Source organism: Comamonas trifloxystrobinivorans (genome assembly GCF_043359985.1).
GTDB classification, from domain to species: domain Bacteria; phylum Pseudomonadota; class Gammaproteobacteria; order Burkholderiales; family Burkholderiaceae_C; genus Comamonas; species Comamonas trifloxystrobinivorans.
On the sequence record NZ_JBHZGV010000010.1, the window covers coordinates 172,350 to 194,084 of the forward strand.

The following is a 21,735-nucleotide window of genomic DNA, read 5'->3' on the forward strand; positions in this document are numbered from 1 at the left end:
AGCTTCGAGAGGAGCTAAGTCCTTTTTCTATGGGGCTTACTGCGGGTCTGGTTCGGGTAGGGCTTCGGCGTACTGCAGAAAGGTGTTTGGCGCTTGGCGGTACCCGGCATCGATGGTCACGTTGCAGCGCAGCCGATGGCCGCAGGACGATGCGGGTTTTCTGAATACGTTTGTAGACGACTGGTCTAATAGCCTCTAGAATGCGCGCATGAATTCGATTGCTGCCCCTGTCGACGTGCGTCAGCACATTCTGGATACCGCCCAGGTCATCATGGGCGGCAAGGGCTTTGCTGCGGTGGGATTGAACGAAATTCTTCAGACGGCCAATGTGCCCAAGGGCTCGTTCTACCATTACTTCGGCTCCAAGGAAGCATTTGGCGAAGCCATGCTGAAAGGCTACTTTGCCGAGTACATGGATGCGCTGGAAGTGCAGCTGAATTTGCCGGGCCTGTCTCACGCGCAGCGCCTGATGGGTTATTGGCAGAACTGGCTCGAAAGCCAAGCTACCTGCGATCCCAGAGGCAAGTGCCTGGCGGTGAAGTTGGCCGCCGAGGTGAGCGACTTGTCCGAGTCCATGCGCGCGGCGCTGCACCAAGGCACAGACTGCATCATTGCGCGGCTGGCAAGGTCGTTGGATGCCGCTGTGGCCGAGGGCTCGCTGGCCTCGGTAGGAGACACCACGCAAATGGCGACCACGCTCTACCAACTGTGGCTGGGCGCCAGTGTGCGCGCCAAAATTACCCGCGACCGCGCGCCCATGGAGGCGGCGCTCTTTGCCACACAACGTTTGCTGGGCTTGGCTTCCTAGTTGCATGGGAAAGCCAGGCGCTTTTTTTTGCCTCGATTCTAGACGACTGGTCTACTAATGAAAGGACGCACGATGCTTCACTTTGATTTCTACAACCCCACGCGCATCGTCTTCGGTGCCGGCAGCGTGGAGCGCCTGAACGAGCTGGTGCCTGCCGATGCCCGTGTTTTGATTCTGTACGGTGGTGAGAGTGCCCGCAAGAACGGCACGTTGGCCGAAGTGCAAAACGCTCTGGGCGCACGTGCGTTCGAGGAGTTCGGTGGCATCGAGCCCAATCCGAGCTTCGAGACCTTGATGGGCGCGGTGCAATTGATCCGAGAGAAAGGCTTCGATTTTCTGCTGGCCGTGGGCGGCGGCTCGGTCATCGACGGCACCAAGTTCGTGGCAGCTGCGGCGCTTTATGACGGCGATCCATGGACCATCCTCGAAACCCGTGGCGCCGGCATTGCTCGGGCACTGCCCTTCGGCAGCGTGCTCACCTTGCCGGCTACGGGCTCGGAGATGAACAACGGGGCCGTCATCACACGCAAGGCCACACAAGCCAAGCTGGCCTTCATGAGTCCGCAGGTATTTCCGCAGTTCTCGGTGCTGGACCCGACCAAGACCTATACCTTGCCCGAGCGGCAACTTGCCAACGGCGTGGTCGACGCCTTCGTGCACGTGGTGGAGCAATACCTGACCTATCCTGTGGATGCTCGGGTTCAGGACCGCTTTGCCGAAGGCTTGTTGCAGACGCTGATCGAGATTGGCCCGCAGGCCATCGCGCAGCCCGCGATCCCTGAAGCTCGCGCCAATCTGATGTGGACCGCCACCTTGGCCCTCAATGGGCTGATTGGCGCCGGTGTTCCGCAGGACTGGTCCACCCACATGATCGGGCATGAACTGACCGCGCTCCACAACATCGACCATGCACGCACGCTCGCCATCGTGCTGCCAGCCAACCTGCAGGTGCGTCGCGAGGCCAAGCGGGCCAAGCTGCTGCAGTACGCCACGCGTGTCTGGAACCTCACCGAGGGCAGTGAAGACCAGCGCATTGACACCGCCATCGAGCGCACACGCAGATTTTTCGAGAGCCTCGGCGTTGGCACCCGATTGGCCGACCATGGTCTGGGCGCCACGGACATCGATGCCTTGATCGGGCAGCTCGAAGCGCACCACATGACCGGTTTGGGTGAGCGCAACGATGTGACCCTAGACGTCAGCCGCCGCATTCTCGAAGCCAGCCTTTGAAGCCAACCTCATGGAGAAAACCGTGTCCACCGCAACAGCCAAATATCAACAAATCGTCCTGCAGTCCCGCCCGGTCGGTGCCCCCAAGCCCACCGACTTTCGCATCGCGCAGCAAGCCATCCCGCAACCAGCGCAGGGACAGGTGCTGCTGCGCACAGTCTACCTGTCGCTCGATCCGTACATGCGTGGCCGCATGAGCGAAGGCCCGTCCTACGCTGCACCCGTGGAGTTGGGTGCCGTCATGGTGGGAGGCACGGTCAGCCGTGTCGAGGCGTCACGCCATCCCGGCTTCAAGGTGGGTGATCTGGTGACGGGTTTCTCGGGCTGGCAAGAGTACGCACTGTCCGACGGCAGCGATCTGGCCGTCGTCGATCCGCGCATCCCGCAGCCATCCCTGGCCTTGAGTGTGCTGGGCATGCCTGGTTTCACGGCCTATCACGGCCTGCTCAACATCGGCCAACCGAAGTCGGGCGAGACGGTGGTGGTGGCCTCTGCCACGGGCGCCGTTGGATCGGTGGTCGGGCAGATCGCCAAGCTCAAGGGCGCCAGAGTGATCGGCATTGCAGGCGGAGCGTCCAAATGCCAGTACGCGGTGGATGTGCTGGGTTTCGATGCCTGCATCGATCACCGTGCGCCGGACTTCGCTGCCCAACTGGCTGCAGCCACGCCCCAAGGCATTGACGTGTACTACGAGAACGTCGGTGGCGCTGTGTTCGAAGCCGTTCTGCCACTGCTCAACATTGGTGCGCGTGTTCCGGTTTGCGGGCTGATCGCGCACTACAACGCCACCGAGTTGCCTGCCGGGCCGAACCGCGCTCCGCAATTGCTGATGCAGATCCTCTCCAAGCGCTTGCATGTGCAGGGCTTCATCATCTCCGACCACTACGCCACTGGCTTTGCAGACTTTCTGCGCGACATGAGCGCCTGGGTTGCTGACGGCAAGGTCAAGCTGCGCGAGGAGTTTGTTGACGGACTGGAGCGTGCTCCGCAAGCCTTCATTGATCTGCTGGACGGTAAAAACTTCGGCAAGGTCGTGGTGCGCCTTGGTCAACACTGATTGCGCTTTGCGCCACTTCACAAAAGTCGGCGCTTTTCATCTCATACCCTGAGAAAGACTCTCCCCATGAAAAAGATTCTTGTTGTTCTCACCTCCCATGACCAACTGGGCAACACGGGCGAAAAAACCGGCTTCTGGCTGGAAGAGCTCGCCGCTCCTTACTACACGTTTCTGGATGCGGGTGCGGAGCTGACCCTGGCTTCGCCCAAGGGCGGGCAGCCGCCGCTGGATCCGAAGAGCAACGAACCGGGCTTCCAGACTGAAGCCACCCGCCGTTTCGAGAACGATACGGCTGCCATGCAGGCCCTGGCCACTACGAAGAAGCTGGCCGATGTTTCGCTCGCTCAGTTTGACGCGGTGTTTTACCCCGGCGGCCATGGCCCGTTGTGGGATCTGGCCGAAGACCCGGTGTCGATCGCACTCATCGAGCAGGCCATTCAAGCCGGCAAACCGGTCGCTGCCGTCTGCCATGCTCCCGGCGTGCTTCGCCACACCAAGGGAGCCGATGGTAAGCCGCTCGTCTTCGGCAAAACCGTCACAGGGTTCAGCAACAGCGAGGAAGAAGCGGTGGGCTTGACCAAGGTGGTGCCCTTTCTGGTGGAAGACATGCTCAAAGCCCATGGTGGCAGCTACGCGAAGGCCGCCGACTGGCAGTCGCATGTGCAGGTCGATGGGCTGCTGGTAACGGGCCAGAACCCGGGTTCTTCCGAGGCATCCGCCCAGGCATTGCTCAAGCTGCTGAACTGAGCCGGAACTGGCTTAGCGTTGTCTACGGGCGCTTATCGCCAATGGCATTCGGAAAAACAGCTGCGCGCATGAGCCATTTCACCCGAGTGAATGCCAGTTTGCTGGCGTGAAAATAGCCATGCTGACTAAACCTACTGCTGGCTGCAATGCCTGAGCAAGAGCTTGCGGCCATTGCGATTGCTCAGCTTGGAGCCGGCAGCGGCGTCGCCAGTTTTTGCCATCAACCGCGCAGCTCATGTAACATAAAGTGCATCGTTCGCGCACCACCGCTGCAGCCAGCCGAGGCGCGAGTAGCCTTTGAAATCTACCGTGCCTCGTTCTGGCGCGTCTTAGTAAAAAACGCATGACCAGCAAGCCCTGTCCCTTTTGCACTTTGCCCGCGCAACGCATTCTGGGCCAGAACGAACATGCAATTTGGTTACGCGATGGCTTCCCCGTATCGCCAGGCCATAGCCTGGTCATTCCGAAACGGCACATGGCATCGTTCTTCGACGCCAGCGAAGCCGAGCGCGCCGCCTTGTTGGAGCTGCTGGACCAGGCGAAGGCGGCCGCCATGGCCGAATTTCAACCCGATGGTTTCAATATCGGCATCAACGACGGTCCTGCTGCCGGGCAGACGATCGGGCATTTGCACATCCATTTGATTCCGCGTTACCTGGGCGATCTGGCAGACCCGCGCGGCGGCGTGCGCTGGGTGATGCCAGAAAAGGCCGACTACTGGAGCGCACGCGGTGGCTAGTGCGGCGCCATCAGCGCAATGGCAGTTGCAAACTCGACGGTGCCCGCTGCTTTTATTGCGACCATGCATTGCTGGGAGTGGATGTCGACCACTTCGTCCCGTTCGCGCTCTACCCCAGAGACATGGCGCACAACTTTGTTTTGGCGCATCCGCAGTGCAACCGCAGCAAGTCTGATTCGCTGGCCGGCAGGCGGCATTTGGAGCGCTGGCTGCAGCGGCTGATGCACAAGTCTGCACAGCTGCAAGAAATCGGCGCCCACGCAGGCATAGCGGCCGATGTACACACCACACGGCGTGTTGCCGCCTGGGGCTATGGCAACGGCTACCAAAGCGGCTCGCGCGCTTGGGTCAAGGCGTCCACGTACGAAGCCATTGATGCGGAGTACCTAGCTTGTTTGGCGCTAGCTTGAGTCTTTTTTGTAAGTGCGGACAGCGTAGAAAAACTTGCCGTGCCTACCTAGTATGCAAAAACGCCGGTGCCAGACCTGCCAGTTGTGCTGATGCCTGGCGCAGCTGGGGCAGCAGCTCTTCCACCGCTTCTGCTTGCGTGTATTCTGAGCGCAGCAGGTTGGTGCTGATGGCGGCGGCGACCTGGTTTTTCTCGTCGTAAATGGGTACGGCCAAGCCGGCCACGTGGGCGTCAAACTCGCCCTCTACCCAGGCGTATCCTTGGTTGCGGATTTGTGCGAGCGAGTCTTGCAAATCGCTGGTGTTGGTCACTGTGGCGGGCGTCAGTGGTTTCAGCTCGTGCTGCTCCAGGTAGCGACCCAAGACGCTGTCTTCGCTGTGGGCCAGCAATACCCGGCCGGGGGCGGTAGCGTAAGCGGGCACCGGGCTGCCCATGCCCAGCCGCAAGGACATGATCTTCCCAGACGGAATGCGCAGCACAAACACGGCGTCCTGGCCATCAAAAACCGCTATGGCACAAGACTCCTGAACTTGCATGCACAGTTGCTCCAGCACGCGTTGCGAGTGCCCCCAAAACGGCAGTGATGTGAGGTAGCTCGTGCCCAGGCTCAGTACCTTGGGTGTGAGGTGGATGGATTTGTCGCTGTCGATCACGGCATAGCCCAACTCGGTGAGCGTGAGCAATATGCGGCGGGCCACGGTGCGGGGCAGGCCCGTGGCCTCGGCAATGCTGGCAACGTTGTGCTCGCCGCGCTTGCCCATGGCTTCAAGAACGGCCAGGCCGCGTGCAAACGAGCGCACAAATCCGTCGCTGTCAGGTGTCGTCATCTCAATACTCCGGGCGCGGCAATGGGGCACCGCGCATTTTTTCTCATCTGAATCTTGCTCTCAGGCAGCCCATACAACGCCATCGCAGGGGGCAAGTATTGCCCTGCGTCAGAGCATGCTTGTCGTGTTGCTGATGGACGATGCCACAAGCAGGCTTGCGGGCCGGAAGAGCCCCTTAACGATCCCCAAAGTACCGATTCCGCTTTTCGTGTTGACGGTCTGCGGCAAATGGTCTTAAATAACCGTTAGACGGATTTTTAAATCCGCTAGGCGGACATTTTAACCCAGCCATTTTCAGGAGACAAGCATGAAGCGACGCCATCTTTTGGCCAGTGCAGCGGCACTGGCTGTATTCGGGGCCCATGTCACAGCCGGGGCGCAAACGCCGGATGTGCATGCCCAATTGCCCATGGGCAAGCCTTTCAAGATCATTGCCCCCGGAGCGCCCGGCGGCATTCTGGATCTGACCAGCCGCCTGGTGGCCAAGACGCTGGGCGAGCGCATCAAGCAGCCGGTGATCGTGGAGAACCATGCCGGCGCGGGTGGCACCATCGGCATCCAGAACATGCTGCGCGCTGATCCGGATGGCCGTACCTTGGTGATGGGCAGCCTGGGCCCCAACGCCGCCAATTACGAGCTGCAAAGCAAGCTGCCGTACGCCTACCAAGATCTGTCGGCGGTGATCCACGTGCTCTCCATGCCCGACGTGGTGGTGGTCAACCCCAAGCTGCCCGTCAAATCGGTGGAAGAGCTGAAAAAGTACGCCGCCTCACAGGCCCAGGGCCTGGCCATGGCGGTGTCCACCAGTGGCTCGTCCGGGCACTTGGCGGGTGCGCTGCTCAACCAGCGCACGGGCATCAAGGCTGTGGATGTGATCTACAAAGGCGCCGCTCCGGCTCTGACAGATCTGGTGGCCGGGCAAGTGGATTACATGGTCGACAACCTGATCACCACCTTGCCGCTGGCGCGTGGCGGCAAAGTGCGCCCGATTGCGGTCACCACCAAAGAGCGCAGTCCCGAGCTGCCCGATGTGCCCACGATGGTGGAGCTGGGATATCCCGATTTTGATGTCACGGTCTGGCTGGGTTTGTTCGTCTCTTCCAAAACGCCCAAGGCCGTGGTGACTGCACTCAACGCCGAGCTCAACAAGGTGCTGGCAGACCCGGAAGTGCGCAAGACGATTGCCTTGCAAGGCGGCTCTGCCGTGGGCGGCAGCCCCGAAGATTTTGAACGCTTTGTTCTGGCTGAGAAAAGCCGCTGGGCCGAAGTGATCAAGCGCGGCAACATCAAAGTGGATTGAGAGTAGGAGACGCAAGATGAAGAACAAAGTAGTGCTGGTAACAGGTGCTGGCAATGGCATTGGCCGCGCCACAGCCTTGCTGTTGGCGCAGTTGGGCGCCAAGGTGGTGGTGAACGATCTGGGCTCCAGCGGCAGCGGCGAGGGCCGGGACGATGGGCCTGCCATGGCCGTGGTGCGAGAGATCGAAGCTGCGGGTGGGCAAGCAGTGGCCGACACGCATTCCGTAGCCACGCGCGATGGCGCTGCAGCCATGGTTCAGGCTGCGGTAGACAGCTTTGGGCGCATTGATGGCGTCGTCAACAACGCTGGCATTTTGCGTGATCGCATATTTCACAAAATGAACGAGGACGAGTGGCGCGCTGTGGTGGATGTGCATTTGCATGGCTCGTTTTTTGTTAGCCGGGCAGCGGCGCCGTTTTTCAAAGACCAGCAAAGCGGTGCCTATGTGCACATGACGTCCACCTCCGGCCTGGTGGGCAATTTTGGCCAGGCCAACTATGCGGCAGCCAAGCTGGGCATTGCGGGCTTGTCCAAATCCATCGCCTTGGACATGCAGCGCTTTGGTGTGCGCTCCAACTGCATTGCACCGTTTGCCTGGAGCCGCCTGATAGGCACCTTGCCCAGCGAGACAGAGGCAGAAAAGCAGCGCTTGGCGCGCATGCAATCAATGAAGCCTGAGCAGGTGGCGGCCGTGGCGGCATTTTTGCTCGGCGATGAAGCTACCGATGTCAGCGGCCAGATACTGGCGGTGCGTGGCAACGAGATCATGGTGATGAGCCAGCCTCGGCCTGTGGCCTCCGTGCACCAGGCTGAGGGCTGGAATCAACAAAGCCTGAGCCAGCATGCGTTGCCGGCACTGCGCCGTGCATTCACCCCGCTGGAGCGCTCGCCCGAAGTGTTCTGCTGGGACCCTGTGTGAGCCAGCCATGCTGCAATACGAAACCGTCAAAAACTGGCCGTTTGCGCCAGTGACCAACAGCTACAGCGCAGACGACTGCATTCGCTATGCCTTGAGCGTAGGCGTTGCGACAGACCCGCTGGCGCAAGAGCAGCTGTGCTTTGTCACCGAGTACGAGCTCCAGGCGCTGCCCACTTTTGTGGCCACGGTGGGCGCGCCCGGCGCCTGGGCATCAGAGCCGCCCACCGGCATCGACTGGATGCAGATCCTCCACGGCGAACACCGCATGCGCTTTTTCCGCCGCTTGCCCACGCAAGGGAGCTTGCTCAGCCAAACGCGCGTGTTGTCCGTGGTCGACAAAGGCCTGGGCCGGGGTGCTTTGGTGACTACGCAGCGGCAAGTGCAACTTGCCGAAACAGGCGAGCTGCTGGCGCAAATTGAGCACGTATCTTTTTGCCGCGCCGACGGCGGCTACAGCGCCAGCGCTGGCGCCAGTGACGAAGCATTGCCTGCTTTGCCTGCAGCGCCAACGCATGCGCATGACGCAAGCCTGGAGTTGCCCACGCACAGAAATGCTGCGCTTTTGTACCGCCTTAACGGCGACCGCAATCCTATCCATGCGCTGCCCAGTGCGTGGCAAAAGGCCGGTTTTGATCAGCCCATTCTGCATGGCCTGTGCACCTACGGCACGGCCGCCCAAGGCATTGTGCGCTTGGCTTGTGCGGGTGATGCGGCCAAGCTGGGCAGCATTGCGGCGCGGTTCTCGGCGCCTGTGCATCCGGGGGAAACCTTGGTGCTGCACTTGTGGCGAGGCCTGGCAACAGAAGACTCTCAAACCATGCACTTCGAGATGTTTGTGAAAGAGCGCGCCTGCAAGGTGCTGAGCCACGGCGTGGCCGAGGTATTGCACGCCGCATTACCCGAGGTCGCCAGCCAGCAAGGAGCCCATGATGCCGAGCATTGAAGCATTTGCAAAAAGCAACCCCACGGGCATGGCCTACGCCATGGTGCCATCGGGGCAGATCGTCACCTGGCAAGAGTTGGAGCAGCGCTCGCGCCGTTGCGCCGCCGCGCTGGTAGCTACGGGTCTGAAAGAGGGCGACGGCATCGCCATCTTTTTGGAGAACCATGTCCGCTATTTCGAGATCATCTGGGCGGCTTTCCGGGTGGGCTTGTACTACACCACCATCAGCCGCCACCTCAAGGCCGATGAGCTGAAGTACATCGTGCAGGACTGCGATGCCAAGGCCGTTTTCTGTTCGTCGCAAACGCTGGAAGGCTTTGATGTTCAGGTGCTTGAGGATTTGCCCATACGGCGCGTAATTCTGGATGCAGAACGCAGCGGCTTTGACAACTACGAATCCTTTCTGCAATCGGTGCCTGCAGATGCCAGCCTGCCCAGTACCTTGCAAGGCATGGATTTTTGCTATTCGTCGGGCACCACCGGTTTGCCCAAAGGCATCAAACGCCCCTTGGCCGATGCGAACAAGTTCTTTGCCGCCAAAGGGGATGCCCGCACGCGCTGGAAAGATTTCGACCCGCAATCGGTCTACTTGTCGACGGCGCCGTTCTACCACACCGCGCCCGTGCGCTGGTGCATGAACGTGATGAAGGCAGGTGGCAGTTGCGTGATGCTGGAGAAGTTTGATCCACTCACCGCGCTGGCCGCTATTGAGCACTACCGCGTCAGCCACGCCCAGTGGGTGCCGACCATGTTCATCCGCTTGCTGCGGCTGGCAGAAGAAGACAAGGCGCAGTTTGATCTGAGCAGCATGCGCTACGCCATTCACGCGGCAGCGCCTTGCCCGGCTTCGGTCAAGGAGCAGATGATTGGCTGGTGGGGGCCGATTCTTTACGAGTACTACAGCGGCACTGAGCTGGTCGGGCGCACTTCGCTCGATTCGCACGAATGGCTGGCGCACAAAGGCTCGGTAGGGCGGGTGGAATTTGGCCAGGTACACATCGTCGATGAAACCGGGCAGGAGCAGCCAGCCGGGCAAACGGGCGTTATCTATTTCTCCGGTGGCGGGCGTTTTGACTACCACAAGGACCCGGAGAAAACCGCCCGTGCTTACAACGACAAAGGCTGGGCCACCTACGGCGATATAGGGCATGTCGACGAAGCCGGTTATCTGTACCTGACGGATCGCCTGGCCAACACCATCGTTTCTGGCGGCGTCAACATCTATCCGCAGGAAGCTGAAAACATACTAGCCACGCATCCGGCGGTGGCCGATGTGGCTGTAGTAGGTGTGCCCAACGAGGAGTTTGGCGAAGAGGTCAAGGCGGTGGTGCAGCTGCAAGACCCGGCTCAAGCCTGCGATGCTTTGGCGGCCGAGCTGATCGCCCATTGCCGCAGCCAGATATCAGCCATCAAATGCCCGCGCTCGGTGGATTTTGTCACCGAGCTGCCGCGTGCCGAATCGGGCAAATTGCTCAAGCGCATGGTCAAAGCGCGTTACTGGCCGAGCGAAAGCCAGATCGCGCATTGAACCAGATGACCGCATGCTTACCAGCTGACAAAGGCCGGCTGGAGCAGGAGACAAAAACATGACAGACCCCAACAACCAAAGCATGCCGCGCACGGCCTTTTCTGCCGAGCATGAGCTGTATCGATCCAATGTCGCCCGGTTTATTGCGGAGCGAATCACGCCGCACCATGCCGAGTGGGAGGAGGCGGGCTTGGTGCCACGCCAACTTTGGCGCGATGCTGGCGCGGCCGGCTTGTTGCTGCCCGGCATCCCGGAGGAATACGGCGGCGGCGGTGGCGATTTTCTTTTCAGCGCCATCGTGGTGGAAGAAATTGCTCGTGCGCTTGCCACCGGGGTGACGGGCTTTACCACGCACTCGGAAAACGTGGCCCCTTATCTGCTGGAGTTTGGCAGCGAAGCGCAGAAACAGGCATTTCTGCCCGGTATGGCCAGCGGCGACATTGTGGGTTCGCTGGCGATGACCGAGCCCGGCACCGGCAGCGATCTCAAGGCCATCCGTACCACCGCCACTGTGGTTGAAGGCGGCTTTTTGCTCAGTGGGCAGAAGACCTTCATCACCAACGGCTACCACGCCGACCGCGTGCTGGTATTTGCCAAAACCGATCCGGCCGCTGGCGCCAAAGGCATCAGCCTGCTGTGGGTGGATACGCAGAGCCCGGGCTTCAGCCGAGGCCGCTTGCTCGACAAGCTGGGGCAGAAAGCCCAGGACACCGCCGAGTTGTTCTTCGACCAGGTCTTTGTACCGCAAGACATGCTGGTGGGCGAGCTGAACCGAGGCTTTGCCTACGGCATGAACGGGCTGGTGCGCGAACGGCTGCTCATCGCCTTGCGCTGTGCTGTGGCGCTGGAAGTGGCCTTGCAGTGGACGGTGGATTACGTCAAGCAGCGCCATGCGTTCGGCAAGCCCTTGCTCGACAACCAGTTCATCCGCTTCAAGCTGGCTGACATCAAGTCGCAAGCCTGGGCTACCCGGGCCTTGGTGGACAGTTGCCTTGCCCAGTACCAGCAAGGCAGCCTGACGCCTGACGGCGCGGCCATGGCCAAGCTCTGGGCCAGCGAGGCGACCCGCTCCATCGACGTTCTGATGCAGTTCTTCGGTGGCTACGGCTATATGCGCGAATACCCCATTGCGCGCGCCTACACCGATGTGCGGCCCAACCGCATCTATGGCGGCTCGTCCGAGATCATGCGCGAAGTCATCGCCCGTGCGCTGTAGAGCTGACAAACAGGAAAACAGGAAAACAGGAAAAAAACCATGCACCACCAACTCTCCCGCTCAGCGGCCATTGCAGGCGTGGCCGAGTCAGACCTGGGCAAAGTGCCCGGTAAAAGCGCGCTGGAGCTGCAAGGCCAGGCCGCCATCGCTGCGCTGAAGGAGGCGGGCTTGCGCTTGTCCGACGTCGATGCCGTTTTTGCGCACACCGACGACCGCTTCTCCAGCTTGCAGGTGTCCGAATACCTGGGCATCCGGCCGCGTTATGTCGACTCATCGAACGTGGGCGGCATGTCCAATCTGATGCACATCCGCCATGCCATGGCCGCCATGGCTGCCGGCCTGTGCGAAGTGGCCTTGATCAGCTATGGCAGCACACAGTTGTCTGACGGTTCGCGCAAAAGTGGTGCGGTGGCGCAAGACAGCGCAGCCAATCCGCGCGGGCAGTTCATTCATCCTTACGGCCACCTCAGCCCCATCGGCTACTACGCCATGGTGGCGCAGCTGCATGCGCACCGCTATGGCAGCACGCCCAAAGACTTGGCCGAAATTGCCGTGGCGGCCAGGCGCTGGGCCCAGCTCAATCCCAAGGCTTACCGGCGCGAGCCCACCAGCTTGGAGGAAGTGATGGCATCGCCGCAGGTCGCCGATCCGCTGCGCCAGCGCGATTGCTGCCTGGTCACCGACGGTGGCGGAGCCGTGGTGCTGGTGGCGGCGCACCGGGCCAAGGATTTGCGTAGCCGGCCCATCTTCGTGCAAGGCATTGCGGAGAGCTTTTCGCACCACTACACGCCATTCAATACCGCAGATTGGCTGGACACCAACGTGGCGCAAACTGCGCAGGCGGCTTTGGACATGGCCGGTGTCTCCCGCGCCGACATCGATGTGGTGCAAATCTACGACCACTTCACCATCGGCGTGCTGCAGTCGCTCGAAGAGCTGGGCTTTTGCCAGCGCGGCGAAGGCGGCGATTTTGTTGCTGGCGGCGCTTTGGCACCGGGCGGGCGTTTCCCCATCAATACCTCGGGCGGTGGCCTCTCTTATGGCCACCCCGGCATGTTTGGCATCTTCTTGCTGATCGAGGCCGTGAGGCAGCTGCGCGGCGAGTGCGGCGAGCGCCAATTGCCCCAGCACGAGCTGGCACTTTGCCATGCGCCAGGCCTGGTTTTTTCCTGCAACACGACTTTGATTCTGGGAGTGTGACCATGACCGCCACCCAACGCCCCTTGCCGCAACCCACCGATATCACGGCAGCTTATTGGCAGGCCGCGCAGCAAGAAAAACTGCTTCTGCAGCACTGCCAGCAATGCCAGAACTGGCAGTTTTTTCCTCGTGCCTTTTGCTGCCATTGCGGCAGCGAAGATCTGTCCTGGCAAGCTTCGGCAGGTAAGGGCAAGATCTATACCTTCACCATCAACCGGCGGGCGACGCATGCCTTTTTCAAAGAGCGCTTGCCTTATGCGGTGGCCATGGTAGAGCTGGAAGAAGGCCCGTGCATGATGGCCAATATCATCGATTCCGACCTGAGCCGCATCGCCATTGGCGCCAAGGTGCAAGTGTGTTTTGAGCGGGCCAGCGATGAGATTACACTGCCGCAGTTTCGGTTGGTTTGAAAGCTTCATTCAAGAAGTAAGAGTAGATAGAACGCGCATTTTCCCAAGGGCTTGTAGGGCATGGGCAAGCTATATTGAATATGGCTGAAAGCCATGGGCACGGTGCTGTCTGCCATGCATGCGTGGCTGAATAAGCAAAATGCCAAACGGTAGAGGAAAACCGGATCGCTGCTGTTGTAACTGTGGCTTATGGCCTACATAAACAGCCATTGCCAAATATTGCCGGAATACCGCAAAATGGCTTTATGCCAAATATTGCCAACATATTCAAAGCCGAAATCACACGCGTTGCCCGCAAGGAAGTGCGTGCGGAGGTCGATTCCCTGCGCAAAGCGCTGGCGGCACAGCGCTCGGCGATCGCTGCCCTGAAGCGCGAGATCGCCGATCTGCACAAGGGCATCAAACGCGTGCAGCCGGCCCAGTCCGCGCGAGCGGCGCAAGCCGGCGATGCGGCGGAAGAGGGCGTCAAGCGCCGCTTCAGCGCTTCGCGTCTGGTGGCTCACCGCCAGAAAACCGGGTTGTCGGCTGCGCAATATGGGGCGCTGGTGGGCGTTTCCGGCCAAAGTATTTACAAGTACGAGCAAGGCAAGGCCCGGCCCCATGCGCAAACTGTGCGCAAATTGTCCGAGCTCAAAGAACTTGGCAAAGCCCAACTGGAAGCGTTGTTGGCTGAAACCCAGGCCCACGCCAGCACGCAGGAATAAAAGCTGAAGGCCCTGGCACTGCCGCAGGCGGCAGCACAAGCAGGGTCTTGGCGTTCAAGGGTTTAGCTCAGCAGCGATGCAGTGGCCTGCATCGCTGCTGCTGCATGGTCAGAAAACAATCCTCATGCCCATGGCAAAGCCCACCATGTTCTTTTGGCCATCGCGCAGGCCGGAGACAGTGGCCGGGTCGGAGTAACCATAGATGTTGCCCGAGTGGATGGTGGAGTCAAAGTTGAGCGCTGCGTTGCGCGTCCAAGAAACGGTGGCATACAGATCGGTGCGCTTGGAGAGCGCGTAGTCGGCCAAGAACGACAGTTGCTGCGCGTTCTTGGGCTTGGTGACCGCGTCGCTGGTGGTGAGCGAGGCTTTCTTGGGATTCATGTAGTAGAGCGCGCCCGTCAGTGCCAGCTGGTCGCTAGCCTGGTAAGTGGTGCCCCACCAGAAGAAGTCGTTGCGGTTGGCCGTTTGGCCATTGGGAAAGCGGGCGTTGAGCCAGCGGTAGCCGGCAAAGTGCCGCATTTTTCCATGGGCGTAAGAGCCTGCGACGTAGAATTTTTTCTCGTAGCCTTTGTCGGAGTGGGCAGTCAAGGCCATGTTGAGCTGGTCGTAACCCATGCCGAAGCCGGTGCCGTTTTTCATATAAAAGCCCGAGACACCATAGGCGGTTTGCGCGCGCGAGTCGCCGGGGATTTCTCCACCCGCCACCGCCGACGGCATGCCCGCCAGCAACGGGATACCGGTGCCAAACGAGTAGTGCATGCCGTAGTGCCAGTTGCCCCGGTCCAAGGTGTATTTCAGCGCATTGTTTTCGCGGGTGAAGGCGCCGCCAATCATGGATATGGGCTCATAGGTGGTGGCCATGCGCATGGGCGCGAAGTTGATCACCGAGTCGAAAAAAGTGGTGTAGAGCCGCCCCATGGTGAAGGAGCCGTAGTCGGCGTGGCGGATGCCCATGGAGGCCTGGCGCTGGAAATAAGCACCATTGGCGGCCGGTGCGAGCTCGCCATTGTCGGGCGCAAAGCCGCTTTCCAGCCAGATGGTGGATTGCCAGCCGCTGCCCAGATCATCATTGACGCGGATGCCCCAGCGCGATGGCGCCATGCCACCGATGCGGGTCATGCCCCAGCGGCTGGCGGTGCCGGTGTCGGCCGGCATGCGGTTCACATATTCGACGGCGGTATCCATGATGCCGTAGATCGTTACGTTTTGCGCTTGCACGCTGGTGCTGCCAACGGCGGCGCCGCTGCTGGCCAGTGCTATAAGCAGATGCTTGCTGGCTTTCTTCCCCTTGCTCATGGCTTGTCTCCTGGTGTTGTAAAAATCGTTCGAGAGCAGCGCTTGCCGCTGCGCACGGCAAGCGCTGGCGTGGTTTTTTATTCTTGGACGATGCGGTTTTCGACGGCGCCGATGGACTCGATGCTGACGCGGCAGATGTCGCCGGGTTGCATGGTCAGGCGCGGCTTTCTCACCCAGCCCACGCCCGAGGGCGTGCCGGTCACGATCACGTCGCCCGCTTCCAGTTGCAGGTAGCGGCTGAAGTACTGGATGAGTGCCACCGGGCCGTAGATCATGTCGCTGGTCGATGCGTTTTGCATGCACTCGTCATTGAGCCAGGTCTTGAGCTGCAAGCCTTGGGCGCCAGCGGGCAGCTCGTCGGCGCTGACCAGTTCGGGCCCCATGATGCCGGTGCCGTCAAAGTTTTTGCCCAGCGTCCACTGCGTGCTGTTGAACTGGAATTCGCGCACCGTGATGTCGTTGAAGACCGAGTAGCCGGCAATGCTGGCGAGCGCGGTTTCGGCATCCAGGTTGCGGCCGCCAGCGCCCAGCACCACGGCGAGTTCGCCTTCGTAATCCAGGCTGTCGGAACAAGCCGGCTGCACCACGGGCGCGCCGTGTCCGGCCAGGCTCGATGCAGCGCGCAAAAAGACCACGGGCGCATCGGGTTGTTCGTAGCGGCTTTCGGCCACATGGTCGCGGTAGTTCAGGCCCACGCAAAGAATCTTGCCGGGGCGCTCCAGCGGGCTGAGCAGCTCCAGGCTGTGGAAGGCGAGCGGCTGCTGGCGCTGCGCCAAAGCTGGCAGGCTGCTCAGCGGCACGCCCTGGCGCAGATAATCTTCCAGCGCGGTGGTGGCTATGGGCCAGACTTGCTCGCCTTCACGCAGGCCGGTCCAGGCCTGGTCGTTGTGGCGGTAGCGGACAAAACGCATGGCTTGGCTCCCCTCAGATGAATGAGCGGCGCACCACGCGACGCTGGATCTTCCACTGGCCGTTGACGCGCAGGTACTCGTCCTGAATGTCGGCCACGATGGGTGGCAGGCCAGCCTCTGCGGCTTCGTCTTTGTCGTAGACCAGGCAGTAGCTCTGGCCTTGTGCCTGGTCGGTGCCTTGCAACTGCACCTGCACGTTGGTGAAAACGTGACGCCGTTGCAAGCTGGCTTTGCGCTCGCGCAAGCTGTGGGCGATTTCGGTGCTGCCACGGAAGACTTTGCCGGAGCGGTGGAACTCGCCGTCTTCGGTGTAGCACTGGGCGAAGGCGGCTTCGTCACGCTGGTCGGTGGCCCGTGCGCAGGTGTAGACCAGGTTGGCAATATCCAGCTCGGCGCGTATTCGGCCCCATTCGGTGTCTGGGTTCATGGGTTTCTCCTTGGAGTTGAAAAATGCATTTCAGGCTGCGCGGTCCATGGCAGTGGTGCTGCCCAGATCGGCCTGCAGTTGCTGCAGCAGCGCTTGCAGCTCGGCAGGGCTGTTGGCGCTGCCGTAGATATAGAAATCGGGCCGTACCAGCACATGCTGGCAGCCGTTGTCTTGCAGCCAGCGCAGCAGTGCAGCCTGGGTTTTTGGGGCCGTGTCCTGGGCGCTGATGATGGTCAGTCCCAGTTGTCGGCCCAGCGGCCCGGCGGCCTCGGTGGCCGCAGCGGACGACTCCTGGCTGATCAGGCTGATGCCTGAGAGCCAGCGGTCCAGGTTGGGTTTGCGGCTTTCGTTGTCGACCGCAAACTGCGGCAGCAAGGTGCCGGCAAGCGCGGAGCCCTGGCTGCGCACACCGGGGCCGAGCAGCGGGCGCGGCACGCTGGGCAGCGTGCGCATGCCTTGGCTCAGCATGTCGGCGTCGCGTTGGCGGGCTTGCTGCGGGTCGCGCACGCAGATCACGTGGCCGTATTCCACGGCGCCTTCAATCAGGGCTTGCGCGTGCGGAATTCTTTCGCTGGCATAGCTGTCCAGCAGCTGCTCGCTGGCTTTGCCTTGCAGCACCAGAGGCAGCTTCCAGGCCAGGTTCACTGCGTCGCGTGCACCAGCGCACAGCCCTTGGCCTAGGAACGGCGGCGTCAGGTGCGCCGCATCGCCGGCGATGAAGACCCGCCCTTTGCGCCACTGGTTGCGCCATCGGGCGCGGAAGGTGTAGATGGCCTGGCGAACAATGTGCAGCCCCTCATGCGGCAGGCCGGTTTCGCGCAGCATCTGGTAGAGCGCGGCCGGTGATTCAAAGTCTTCGCGCCGCTCGCCCGGGCGCAGCATGAATTCCATGCGGAAAGCGGTCGGCCCCATGGGCACGTAAGTGGTAGGGCGCTCGGGGCGGCAGTATTGGCGGCCAGCATCGGGCCAGGCGTCGGCGTTGGCGCGGGTGAAATCGGCCACCAGCCAGTCATGCTCGAAATCCAGGCCGGTATCGCCGCCGCCGATATGGGCTTTGACAAAGCTGTTGGCGCCGTCGCAACCCACCACATAGCGGGCCTGCAAGCTGCGCGCGCTGCTGTCGTTGAGCTCGTGGAAGCGCACTTCCGCGTGGTCGGCTTTTTCTTCAATGGCGAAGGCTTCCACGCCACCGATGAAGTGGATGTTGGCCAACTCGGCAGCGCGCTGCTGCATGATCGCTTCGAGCTGCGGCTGGTGGAAAAAATTGCGCTGCGGCCAGCGGTGCTCGGGGTTGCTCTGCGATTCCAGCCGGATCAGCACCTCGCCTTGGCCGGAGAGAAATTCGGCCGGCGCGTTACGGTAAATGCAGATGGCCTTGGCGGCATCGCCAATGCCGGCCTGGTCCAGCATGCGGCCCACTTCATCGTCAAAATGGATCGCGCGAGGCAGCGGATAAACAGTGTGAAAGCGGTCGAGCACCGCTACTTGCAGGCCCTGTTGTGCCAGCAAGATGGACAGCAGTTTGCCGGCCGGGCCATTGCCGATGATGGCGACGTCAAAGCGCTGGTTCATGGCTGGTCTCCTGGTGCGCTAAAGGGCGCAATTGGCGAGAGTCGGTGGGCGCGGAAGGCGGTGCTGGCCTGCGGGCCCCAGAAGCTGCGCGATTCCTCGCGGGTGAGCAGGCGCGGAGGCTCGTTCTCGTCCAGACGGTCCGAGTCGGTCCAGTGCTCCAGCATCACGCCCGCCGGGTCGACCCAGTAGTCGGAGATCTGGCCGCCTTGGACATGGCGGCTGATGCCCCACAGGTGCTGGTAGTCCCGCTGGGCCAGGTATTCCTTGCCACGCAGCAGATCGTCGATGTCGGCCACCTCGAAGCTCAGGTGGTGAATGCCAGGCTGTGCGGCGTGGGCCACAAAAACCGTGTGGTGGTCGACCAAGGTCGGGCCTTGGGCCATGCGCAGAAAGATGCCGATCACGTTGTCCTGGCTGCCTTCGTAGAGCACATCGGACTGCAGCATGCCAAAGCTGTCCTGAAACCATTGCGCTGTCTGCTTGACCTGCGGCGTGAAAATCACGCCATGGCCTATGCGCACTACCTGGGCCGGGCGCGGCGGCATCAGCGTCATGCCGCTGGAGCGCTGGCGGGGCGCCTGGGCCGTGTTCATGGCATGCGATTGCAGCGGCAGCGGCGCCAGGGTTTGGCGGCCAAACACCACTTCGATGCACAGACCGTTGGGCTCGGTCAGTAGCACGCAGTGGCCGCCACCGGGGTCTTGCAAGGGCATGACCGGGCTGGCTCCGGGCAGCTGCGCGGCGCGCTCCAGGTCTGCCTGGCTGGCGGCGTCAAAAGCCAGCGAGCGCACGCCGGGTGCCCCCCGGTGCACCACATGGATGTGGTGGGATGGGCCGTGGCCGCGCAGGTACAGGGCATCGGGCGTGCGGGCGGAAAGCTGCATGCCGAAGTCCTGCAAAAAGCTTTGCATCGCATCCAGATCGGGCGCGTTGACGCGGCCGTAGGCGATGTCTTGGAGTTGAATGCTCATGTCTTTTCCTTTGGAATGGGGGGGCGGCGCGGTTCAGACGCTGCCGTACTGCGATTGCGCATGGCGCAAGGACCACATCAGCACTGCCGCAGCCGCCAAGGGCACGCAGTAGTAGATGTACAAAGCGCCAATGGGCTGGCCGGCATCGACCATCACGCCCGTCAGCGCTGGCGACAAAATGCCGCCCAGGCGGCCAATGCCGGTCACCATGCCGACGCCGCTGCTGCGGTTGGCCGCCGGGTAGATGGCCGGGGCCAGGGTGTTGATGCCGGCAATGGCGCCAAACAGGCAGATGCCGATCAACAAGGTGAGCGCGAAAGCCAGCATGAGCTGGTTGTGGAACTGGCTGAGCGTCAGCAGGCTGAGCAGGCCGATGCCGAAGTACACCAGCGTGATGCTCTGCGCCCGCACCCGCGTGGCGAGCCAGCCAAAGAGCAGGCAGCCGATGACGCCGCCGCTGTTGAGCAGCACGCCGCCAATGATGGATTGCGATTGCGACAGGCCCGAGAGCACCAGCAGCCGTGGCGTCCAGCTGATCACAAAGTAGGCGCACATCAGCACCAGAAAAGAGACGCACCACAGCTGCAGGCTCAGGCGCCGCAGCGGCGGGGTCAGCAGGCTGCGCAGCCCACCGGCCTGGGCTTGCTGCTGGTTGGGGGCTTCCATGCTTTGCAGCGTGGGCGCGCCAATGGCCGACAAGATGCGGTTGAGCTTGGGCAAGGCGTTGCGCGGCTGCTTTTGCAGCAAAAAGTCGACCGATTCGGGCAGCCACAGCCAGACGGCCAGCATCAGCGCAAACGTGGCCATGGCGCCCACGGCAAACACCGAATGCCAGCCGTAAGACGAGAGCAGCTCGCCCGCCGCCAGGCCGCCCAGCACCGCGCCAAAGGTGTAGCCCACGCCCATGAAGCTCACCGCGCCGCCGCGCCATTTGTCCGACGAAAACTCGGCCACGATCACGCTCAGCCCCGGCACCAGTCCGCCCACGCCCAGACCGGTCACCAGGCGGGCAACCGCCATCTCCTGAAAGCTCTGCGTCAGCGCGCTGTAGGCCATGCCGGCGGTGATCACGGCCAGACTGAGCTGCACGATGGCCTTGCGGCCCAGGCGGTCGGCCAGCGGCGTGATGAGCACCGAGCCGAAGGCCATGCCCACCATGCCGGCGCTCAGCAGCAGGCCGAGCTGCGTGCCGCTCAGGCTCCAGGCTGTGGAGATGGCCGAAGCGGTAAACACCATGGCCATGATGTCGTAGCCGTCCATCACATTGAGCAGGGCGCACAACAGCACGGTGCGGATTTGCAGCGGGCTCATCTGGCCCTGGTTGATGGCGTCGCGCACGCGGGCTGCCTGCGAAGCAGCATCCGGCGCAGCGCTGTGGCTGGCAGCACCGATCATGGTTTGTCTCCTGGTATTTTTTGAGGGATCAGGCTTGCTGCAAAAAGGCGATGTTGGCGCGGTTGAATGCGTCAGCGCATTCCCATTGCGGCCAGTGCGAGGCGCCCGGGCATTCCAGCATCTGGCTGTGCGGCAGCAGGGTGTGAATCTCCTGCGCGGTCTCGTAGAACCAGTCTTTGGAATCGACCGACAGCGTGATCAGCACCGGCGTCTGGATCTGGCGCCACTGCTCGGGCTGGATGGCGTCGCGGTTGAAAACCTCGGGCGCATACAGATCCATGATGTGCTCCATGGCCTCGGCCATGCCGGGCTGGCGGTAGACCGATTGGCGCACGCCGACCAGATCGTCCACCACGTTCTCGGGCTTGAGGATCAGGCGCGAGAGCAGGGTTTTCATGGCGTCCCAGGTGGGGTTCTCCACTTGCTCGCGCCGGCGTTTGCGGGCCGCGTCGAGCATGTGCTGGCCTTGCTCTTCTTCGCTCATGTTGGGGTTGTGCTTGAAGGGCAGGCCCACGGCCGAGACCATGGTGATCTTGTGCGTGCGGTCTGGGTACTTTTGCGCAAACTTGGCGGCTATGAACGAGCCCAGCGATACGCCGACGATGGAGGCTTTTTTCAGCCCCATCGCGTCCATGAAAGCGCGCAGGTGCTCCACGTACACCTCCAGCGTGTAGAGCTTGTCGGGCTTGGTGCTGAAGCCGGTGCCGACCATATCAATCGCGAAGGTGTTGAAGTGCTCGGCATGCGGGCGGATGTTGGCGCAGCAGCTCTCCCAGCTGGCGCCGGTGCCGTGCAAAAAGATCACGGCGGGCGCATCGGCCGGGCCGGCCTGGATGTAGCGCGTGCGGATGCCATCGGCATCGACAAAGCCTTGGGTGAAAGGCAGGTCGTTCAAGCACATCCAAACGCTGCGGTAAGGGGTTTCGGTGGTGGTGGTCATCGTCTTTTTCCTCATTCGTGGCCGGTGGCGCTGCCGCGGTTGCGAGGCGGCTGCGCTTTTGACGAAGTAAGAATAGACGCATGTGTCACTATGACAAATCAGTGTAATCCCTGTGCCATCTTTGGCTTTGCCAAAGCCCGCATTCCAGCCAGACGATAGGGCTGGACTCTGGCGCTGCGCGTGTAG

Annotated in this window: 22 protein-coding genes; 14 read left to right on the plus strand and 8 right to left on the minus strand. The window is 61.7% G+C overall.

The features are described 5' to 3' along the window. The first annotated feature begins 208 nt into the window (after positions 1-208). From ACFIQF_RS13915 to ACFIQF_RS13940, 6 genes are all read left to right on the plus strand, one after another. Entirely contained in the window at positions 209-808 is a 600-nt protein-coding gene (locus tag ACFIQF_RS13915) for a TetR/AcrR family transcriptional regulator (protein ID WP_393943719.1), read from the plus strand. A 72-nt stretch (positions 809-880) separates the two neighbouring features. Further along, on the plus strand, positions 881-2,038 hold the full coding sequence (locus ACFIQF_RS13920) for an iron-containing alcohol dehydrogenase (RefSeq protein ID WP_393943721.1): 1,158 nt from the start codon (positions 881-883) through the stop codon (positions 2,036-2,038). A gap of 22 nt (positions 2,039-2,060) precedes the next feature. Further along, the gene (locus ACFIQF_RS13925; protein WP_393943722.1) at positions 2,061-3,095 is read left to right on the plus strand and encodes an NADP-dependent oxidoreductase; all 1,035 of its coding nucleotides are present in this window, start codon (positions 2,061-2,063) and stop codon (positions 3,093-3,095) included. A gap of 66 nt (positions 3,096-3,161) precedes the next feature. After that, complete coding sequence (locus tag ACFIQF_RS13930) at positions 3,162-3,842, plus strand: type 1 glutamine amidotransferase domain-containing protein (RefSeq protein WP_393943723.1); 681 nt, start codon at positions 3,162-3,164, stop codon at positions 3,840-3,842. Positions 3,843-4,185: 343 nt separating this feature from the next. Continuing rightward, a complete protein-coding gene (locus tag ACFIQF_RS13935) occupies positions 4,186-4,581 on the plus strand; it encodes an HIT family protein (protein ID WP_393943724.1) in 396 nt (131 codons plus the stop codon). Between the two features lie 77 nt (positions 4,582-4,658). Further along, positions 4,659-4,991 (plus strand): HNH endonuclease, encoded by a 333-nt coding sequence (locus ACFIQF_RS13940; RefSeq protein WP_393943726.1) that lies wholly within the window; start codon positions 4,659-4,661, stop codon positions 4,989-4,991. Between the two features lie 43 nt (positions 4,992-5,034). On the opposite strand, the gene ACFIQF_RS13945 is transcribed toward ACFIQF_RS13940, so the two are convergent. After that, positions 5,035-5,817 carry an IclR family transcriptional regulator domain-containing protein gene (locus ACFIQF_RS13945; protein ID WP_393943728.1) on the minus strand — a complete coding sequence of 261 codons (783 nt, stop codon included), beginning with the start codon at positions 5,815-5,817 and terminating at the stop codon, positions 5,035-5,037. Positions 5,818-6,124: 307 nt separating this feature from the next. Here ACFIQF_RS13945 and ACFIQF_RS13950 point away from each other — a divergent pair, with 307 nt between their 5' ends. The 8 genes from ACFIQF_RS13950 to ACFIQF_RS13985 all read left to right on the plus strand — a co-directional run bounded on the left by ACFIQF_RS13950 (position 6,125) and on the right by ACFIQF_RS13985 (position 14,037). Beyond that, positions 6,125-7,117, plus strand: a complete 993-nt coding sequence (locus ACFIQF_RS13950; RefSeq protein ID WP_393943729.1) for a tripartite tricarboxylate transporter substrate binding protein — start codon at positions 6,125-6,127, stop codon at positions 7,115-7,117. A gap of 16 nt (positions 7,118-7,133) precedes the next feature. Then, the gene (locus ACFIQF_RS13955) at positions 7,134-8,036 is read left to right on the plus strand and encodes an SDR family NAD(P)-dependent oxidoreductase (RefSeq protein ID WP_393943731.1); all 903 of its coding nucleotides are present in this window, start codon (positions 7,134-7,136) and stop codon (positions 8,034-8,036) included. 7 nt (positions 8,037-8,043) lie between these two features. After that, complete coding sequence (locus ACFIQF_RS13960; RefSeq protein WP_393943733.1) at positions 8,044-8,979, plus strand: MaoC/PaaZ C-terminal domain-containing protein; 936 nt, start codon at positions 8,044-8,046, stop codon at positions 8,977-8,979. Continuing rightward, complete coding sequence (locus ACFIQF_RS13965) at positions 8,963-10,507, plus strand: AMP-binding protein (protein WP_393943735.1); 1,545 nt, start codon at positions 8,963-8,965, stop codon at positions 10,505-10,507. The genes ACFIQF_RS13960 and ACFIQF_RS13965 overlap by 17 nt, the downstream gene beginning before the upstream one ends. 58 nt (positions 10,508-10,565) lie before the next feature. After that, the gene (locus tag ACFIQF_RS13970) at positions 10,566-11,723 is read left to right on the plus strand and encodes an acyl-CoA dehydrogenase family protein (protein WP_393943737.1); all 1,158 of its coding nucleotides are present in this window, start codon (positions 10,566-10,568) and stop codon (positions 11,721-11,723) included. Between the two features lie 39 nt (positions 11,724-11,762). After that, positions 11,763-12,923: an acetyl-CoA acetyltransferase gene (locus tag ACFIQF_RS13975; protein ID WP_393943739.1), complete on the plus strand. Its 1,161-nt coding sequence runs from the start codon at positions 11,763-11,765 to the stop codon at positions 12,921-12,923. A 23-nt stretch (positions 12,924-12,946) separates the two neighbouring features. After that, positions 12,947-13,333, plus strand: a complete 387-nt coding sequence (locus ACFIQF_RS13980) for a Zn-ribbon domain-containing OB-fold protein (protein ID WP_393943741.1) — start codon at positions 12,947-12,949, stop codon at positions 13,331-13,333. 182 nt (positions 13,334-13,515) lie between these two features. Then, a complete protein-coding gene (locus tag ACFIQF_RS13985; RefSeq protein ID WP_393943743.1) occupies positions 13,516-14,037 on the plus strand; it encodes a helix-turn-helix domain-containing protein in 522 nt (173 codons plus the stop codon). A gap of 108 nt (positions 14,038-14,145) precedes the next feature. On the opposite strand, the gene ACFIQF_RS13990 is transcribed toward ACFIQF_RS13985, so the two are convergent. The 7 genes from ACFIQF_RS13990 to ACFIQF_RS14020 all read right to left on the minus strand — a co-directional run bounded on the left by ACFIQF_RS13990 (position 14,146) and on the right by ACFIQF_RS14020 (position 21,549). Then, a complete protein-coding gene (locus ACFIQF_RS13990) occupies positions 14,146-15,333 on the minus strand; it encodes a porin (RefSeq protein ID WP_393943745.1) in 1,188 nt (395 codons plus the stop codon). A gap of 77 nt (positions 15,334-15,410) precedes the next feature. Then, complete coding sequence (locus tag ACFIQF_RS13995; RefSeq protein ID WP_393943747.1) at positions 15,411-16,244, minus strand: fumarylacetoacetate hydrolase family protein; 834 nt, start codon at positions 16,242-16,244, stop codon at positions 15,411-15,413. A 13-nt stretch (positions 16,245-16,257) separates the two neighbouring features. After that, positions 16,258-16,671, minus strand: coding sequence for a nuclear transport factor 2 family protein (locus ACFIQF_RS14000; RefSeq protein WP_393943749.1), 414 nt, complete (start codon positions 16,669-16,671; stop codon positions 16,258-16,260). A gap of 30 nt (positions 16,672-16,701) precedes the next feature. After that, positions 16,702-18,243, minus strand: coding sequence for a bifunctional 3-(3-hydroxy-phenyl)propionate/3-hydroxycinnamic acid hydroxylase (locus tag ACFIQF_RS14005; RefSeq protein ID WP_393943751.1), 1,542 nt, complete (start codon positions 18,241-18,243; stop codon positions 16,702-16,704). Beyond that, complete coding sequence (locus ACFIQF_RS14010) at positions 18,240-19,214, minus strand: VOC family protein (protein WP_393943753.1); 975 nt, start codon at positions 19,212-19,214, stop codon at positions 18,240-18,242. Before ACFIQF_RS14010 ends, ACFIQF_RS14005 begins: the two co-directional genes overlap by 4 nt. A 33-nt stretch (positions 19,215-19,247) precedes the next feature. Beyond that, positions 19,248-20,609, minus strand: coding sequence for an MFS transporter (locus ACFIQF_RS14015; protein ID WP_393943754.1), 1,362 nt, complete (start codon positions 20,607-20,609; stop codon positions 19,248-19,250). A gap of 28 nt (positions 20,610-20,637) precedes the next feature. Next, a complete protein-coding gene (locus ACFIQF_RS14020) occupies positions 20,638-21,549 on the minus strand; it encodes an alpha/beta fold hydrolase (protein ID WP_393943755.1) in 912 nt (303 codons plus the stop codon). Positions 21,550-21,735: the final 186 nt, after the last annotated feature.

Coding starts and splice junctions, on each gene's coding strand:
- ACFIQF_RS14020 (WP_393943755.1), bottom strand. CDS start 21,549: ATGACCACCACCACCGAAACCCCTTACCGCAGCGTTTGGATGTGCTTG.
- ACFIQF_RS13915 (WP_393943719.1), top strand. CDS start 209: ATGAATTCGATTGCTGCCCCTGTCGACGTGCGTCAGCACATTCTGGAT.
- ACFIQF_RS13950 (WP_393943729.1), top strand. CDS start 6,125: ATGAAGCGACGCCATCTTTTGGCCAGTGCAGCGGCACTGGCTGTATTC.
- ACFIQF_RS13995 (WP_393943747.1), bottom strand. CDS start 16,244: ATGCGTTTTGTCCGCTACCGCCACAACGACCAGGCCTGGACCGGCCTG.
- ACFIQF_RS13965 (WP_393943735.1), top strand. CDS start 8,963: ATGATGCCGAGCATTGAAGCATTTGCAAAAAGCAACCCCACGGGCATG.
- ACFIQF_RS14005 (WP_393943751.1), bottom strand. CDS start 18,243: ATGAACCAGCGCTTTGACGTCGCCATCATCGGCAATGGCCCGGCCGGC.
- ACFIQF_RS13920 (WP_393943721.1), top strand. CDS start 881: ATGCTTCACTTTGATTTCTACAACCCCACGCGCATCGTCTTCGGTGCC.
- ACFIQF_RS13930 (WP_393943723.1), top strand. CDS start 3,162: ATGAAAAAGATTCTTGTTGTTCTCACCTCCCATGACCAACTGGGCAAC.
- ACFIQF_RS14010 (WP_393943753.1), bottom strand. CDS start 19,214: ATGAGCATTCAACTCCAAGACATCGCCTACGGCCGCGTCAACGCGCCC.
- ACFIQF_RS13955 (WP_393943731.1), top strand. CDS start 7,134: ATGAAGAACAAAGTAGTGCTGGTAACAGGTGCTGGCAATGGCATTGGC.
- ACFIQF_RS13990 (WP_393943745.1), bottom strand. CDS start 15,333: ATGAGCAAGGGGAAGAAAGCCAGCAAGCATCTGCTTATAGCACTGGCC.
- ACFIQF_RS13970 (WP_393943737.1), top strand. CDS start 10,566: ATGACAGACCCCAACAACCAAAGCATGCCGCGCACGGCCTTTTCTGCC.
- ACFIQF_RS13960 (WP_393943733.1), top strand. CDS start 8,044: ATGCTGCAATACGAAACCGTCAAAAACTGGCCGTTTGCGCCAGTGACC.
- ACFIQF_RS13935 (WP_393943724.1), top strand. CDS start 4,186: ATGACCAGCAAGCCCTGTCCCTTTTGCACTTTGCCCGCGCAACGCATT.
- ACFIQF_RS14015 (WP_393943754.1), bottom strand. CDS start 20,609: ATGATCGGTGCTGCCAGCCACAGCGCTGCGCCGGATGCTGCTTCGCAG.
- ACFIQF_RS14000 (WP_393943749.1), bottom strand. CDS start 16,671: ATGAACCCAGACACCGAATGGGGCCGAATACGCGCCGAGCTGGATATT.
- ACFIQF_RS13945 (WP_393943728.1), bottom strand. CDS start 5,817: ATGACGACACCTGACAGCGACGGATTTGTGCGCTCGTTTGCACGCGGC.
- ACFIQF_RS13975 (WP_393943739.1), top strand. CDS start 11,763: ATGCACCACCAACTCTCCCGCTCAGCGGCCATTGCAGGCGTGGCCGAG.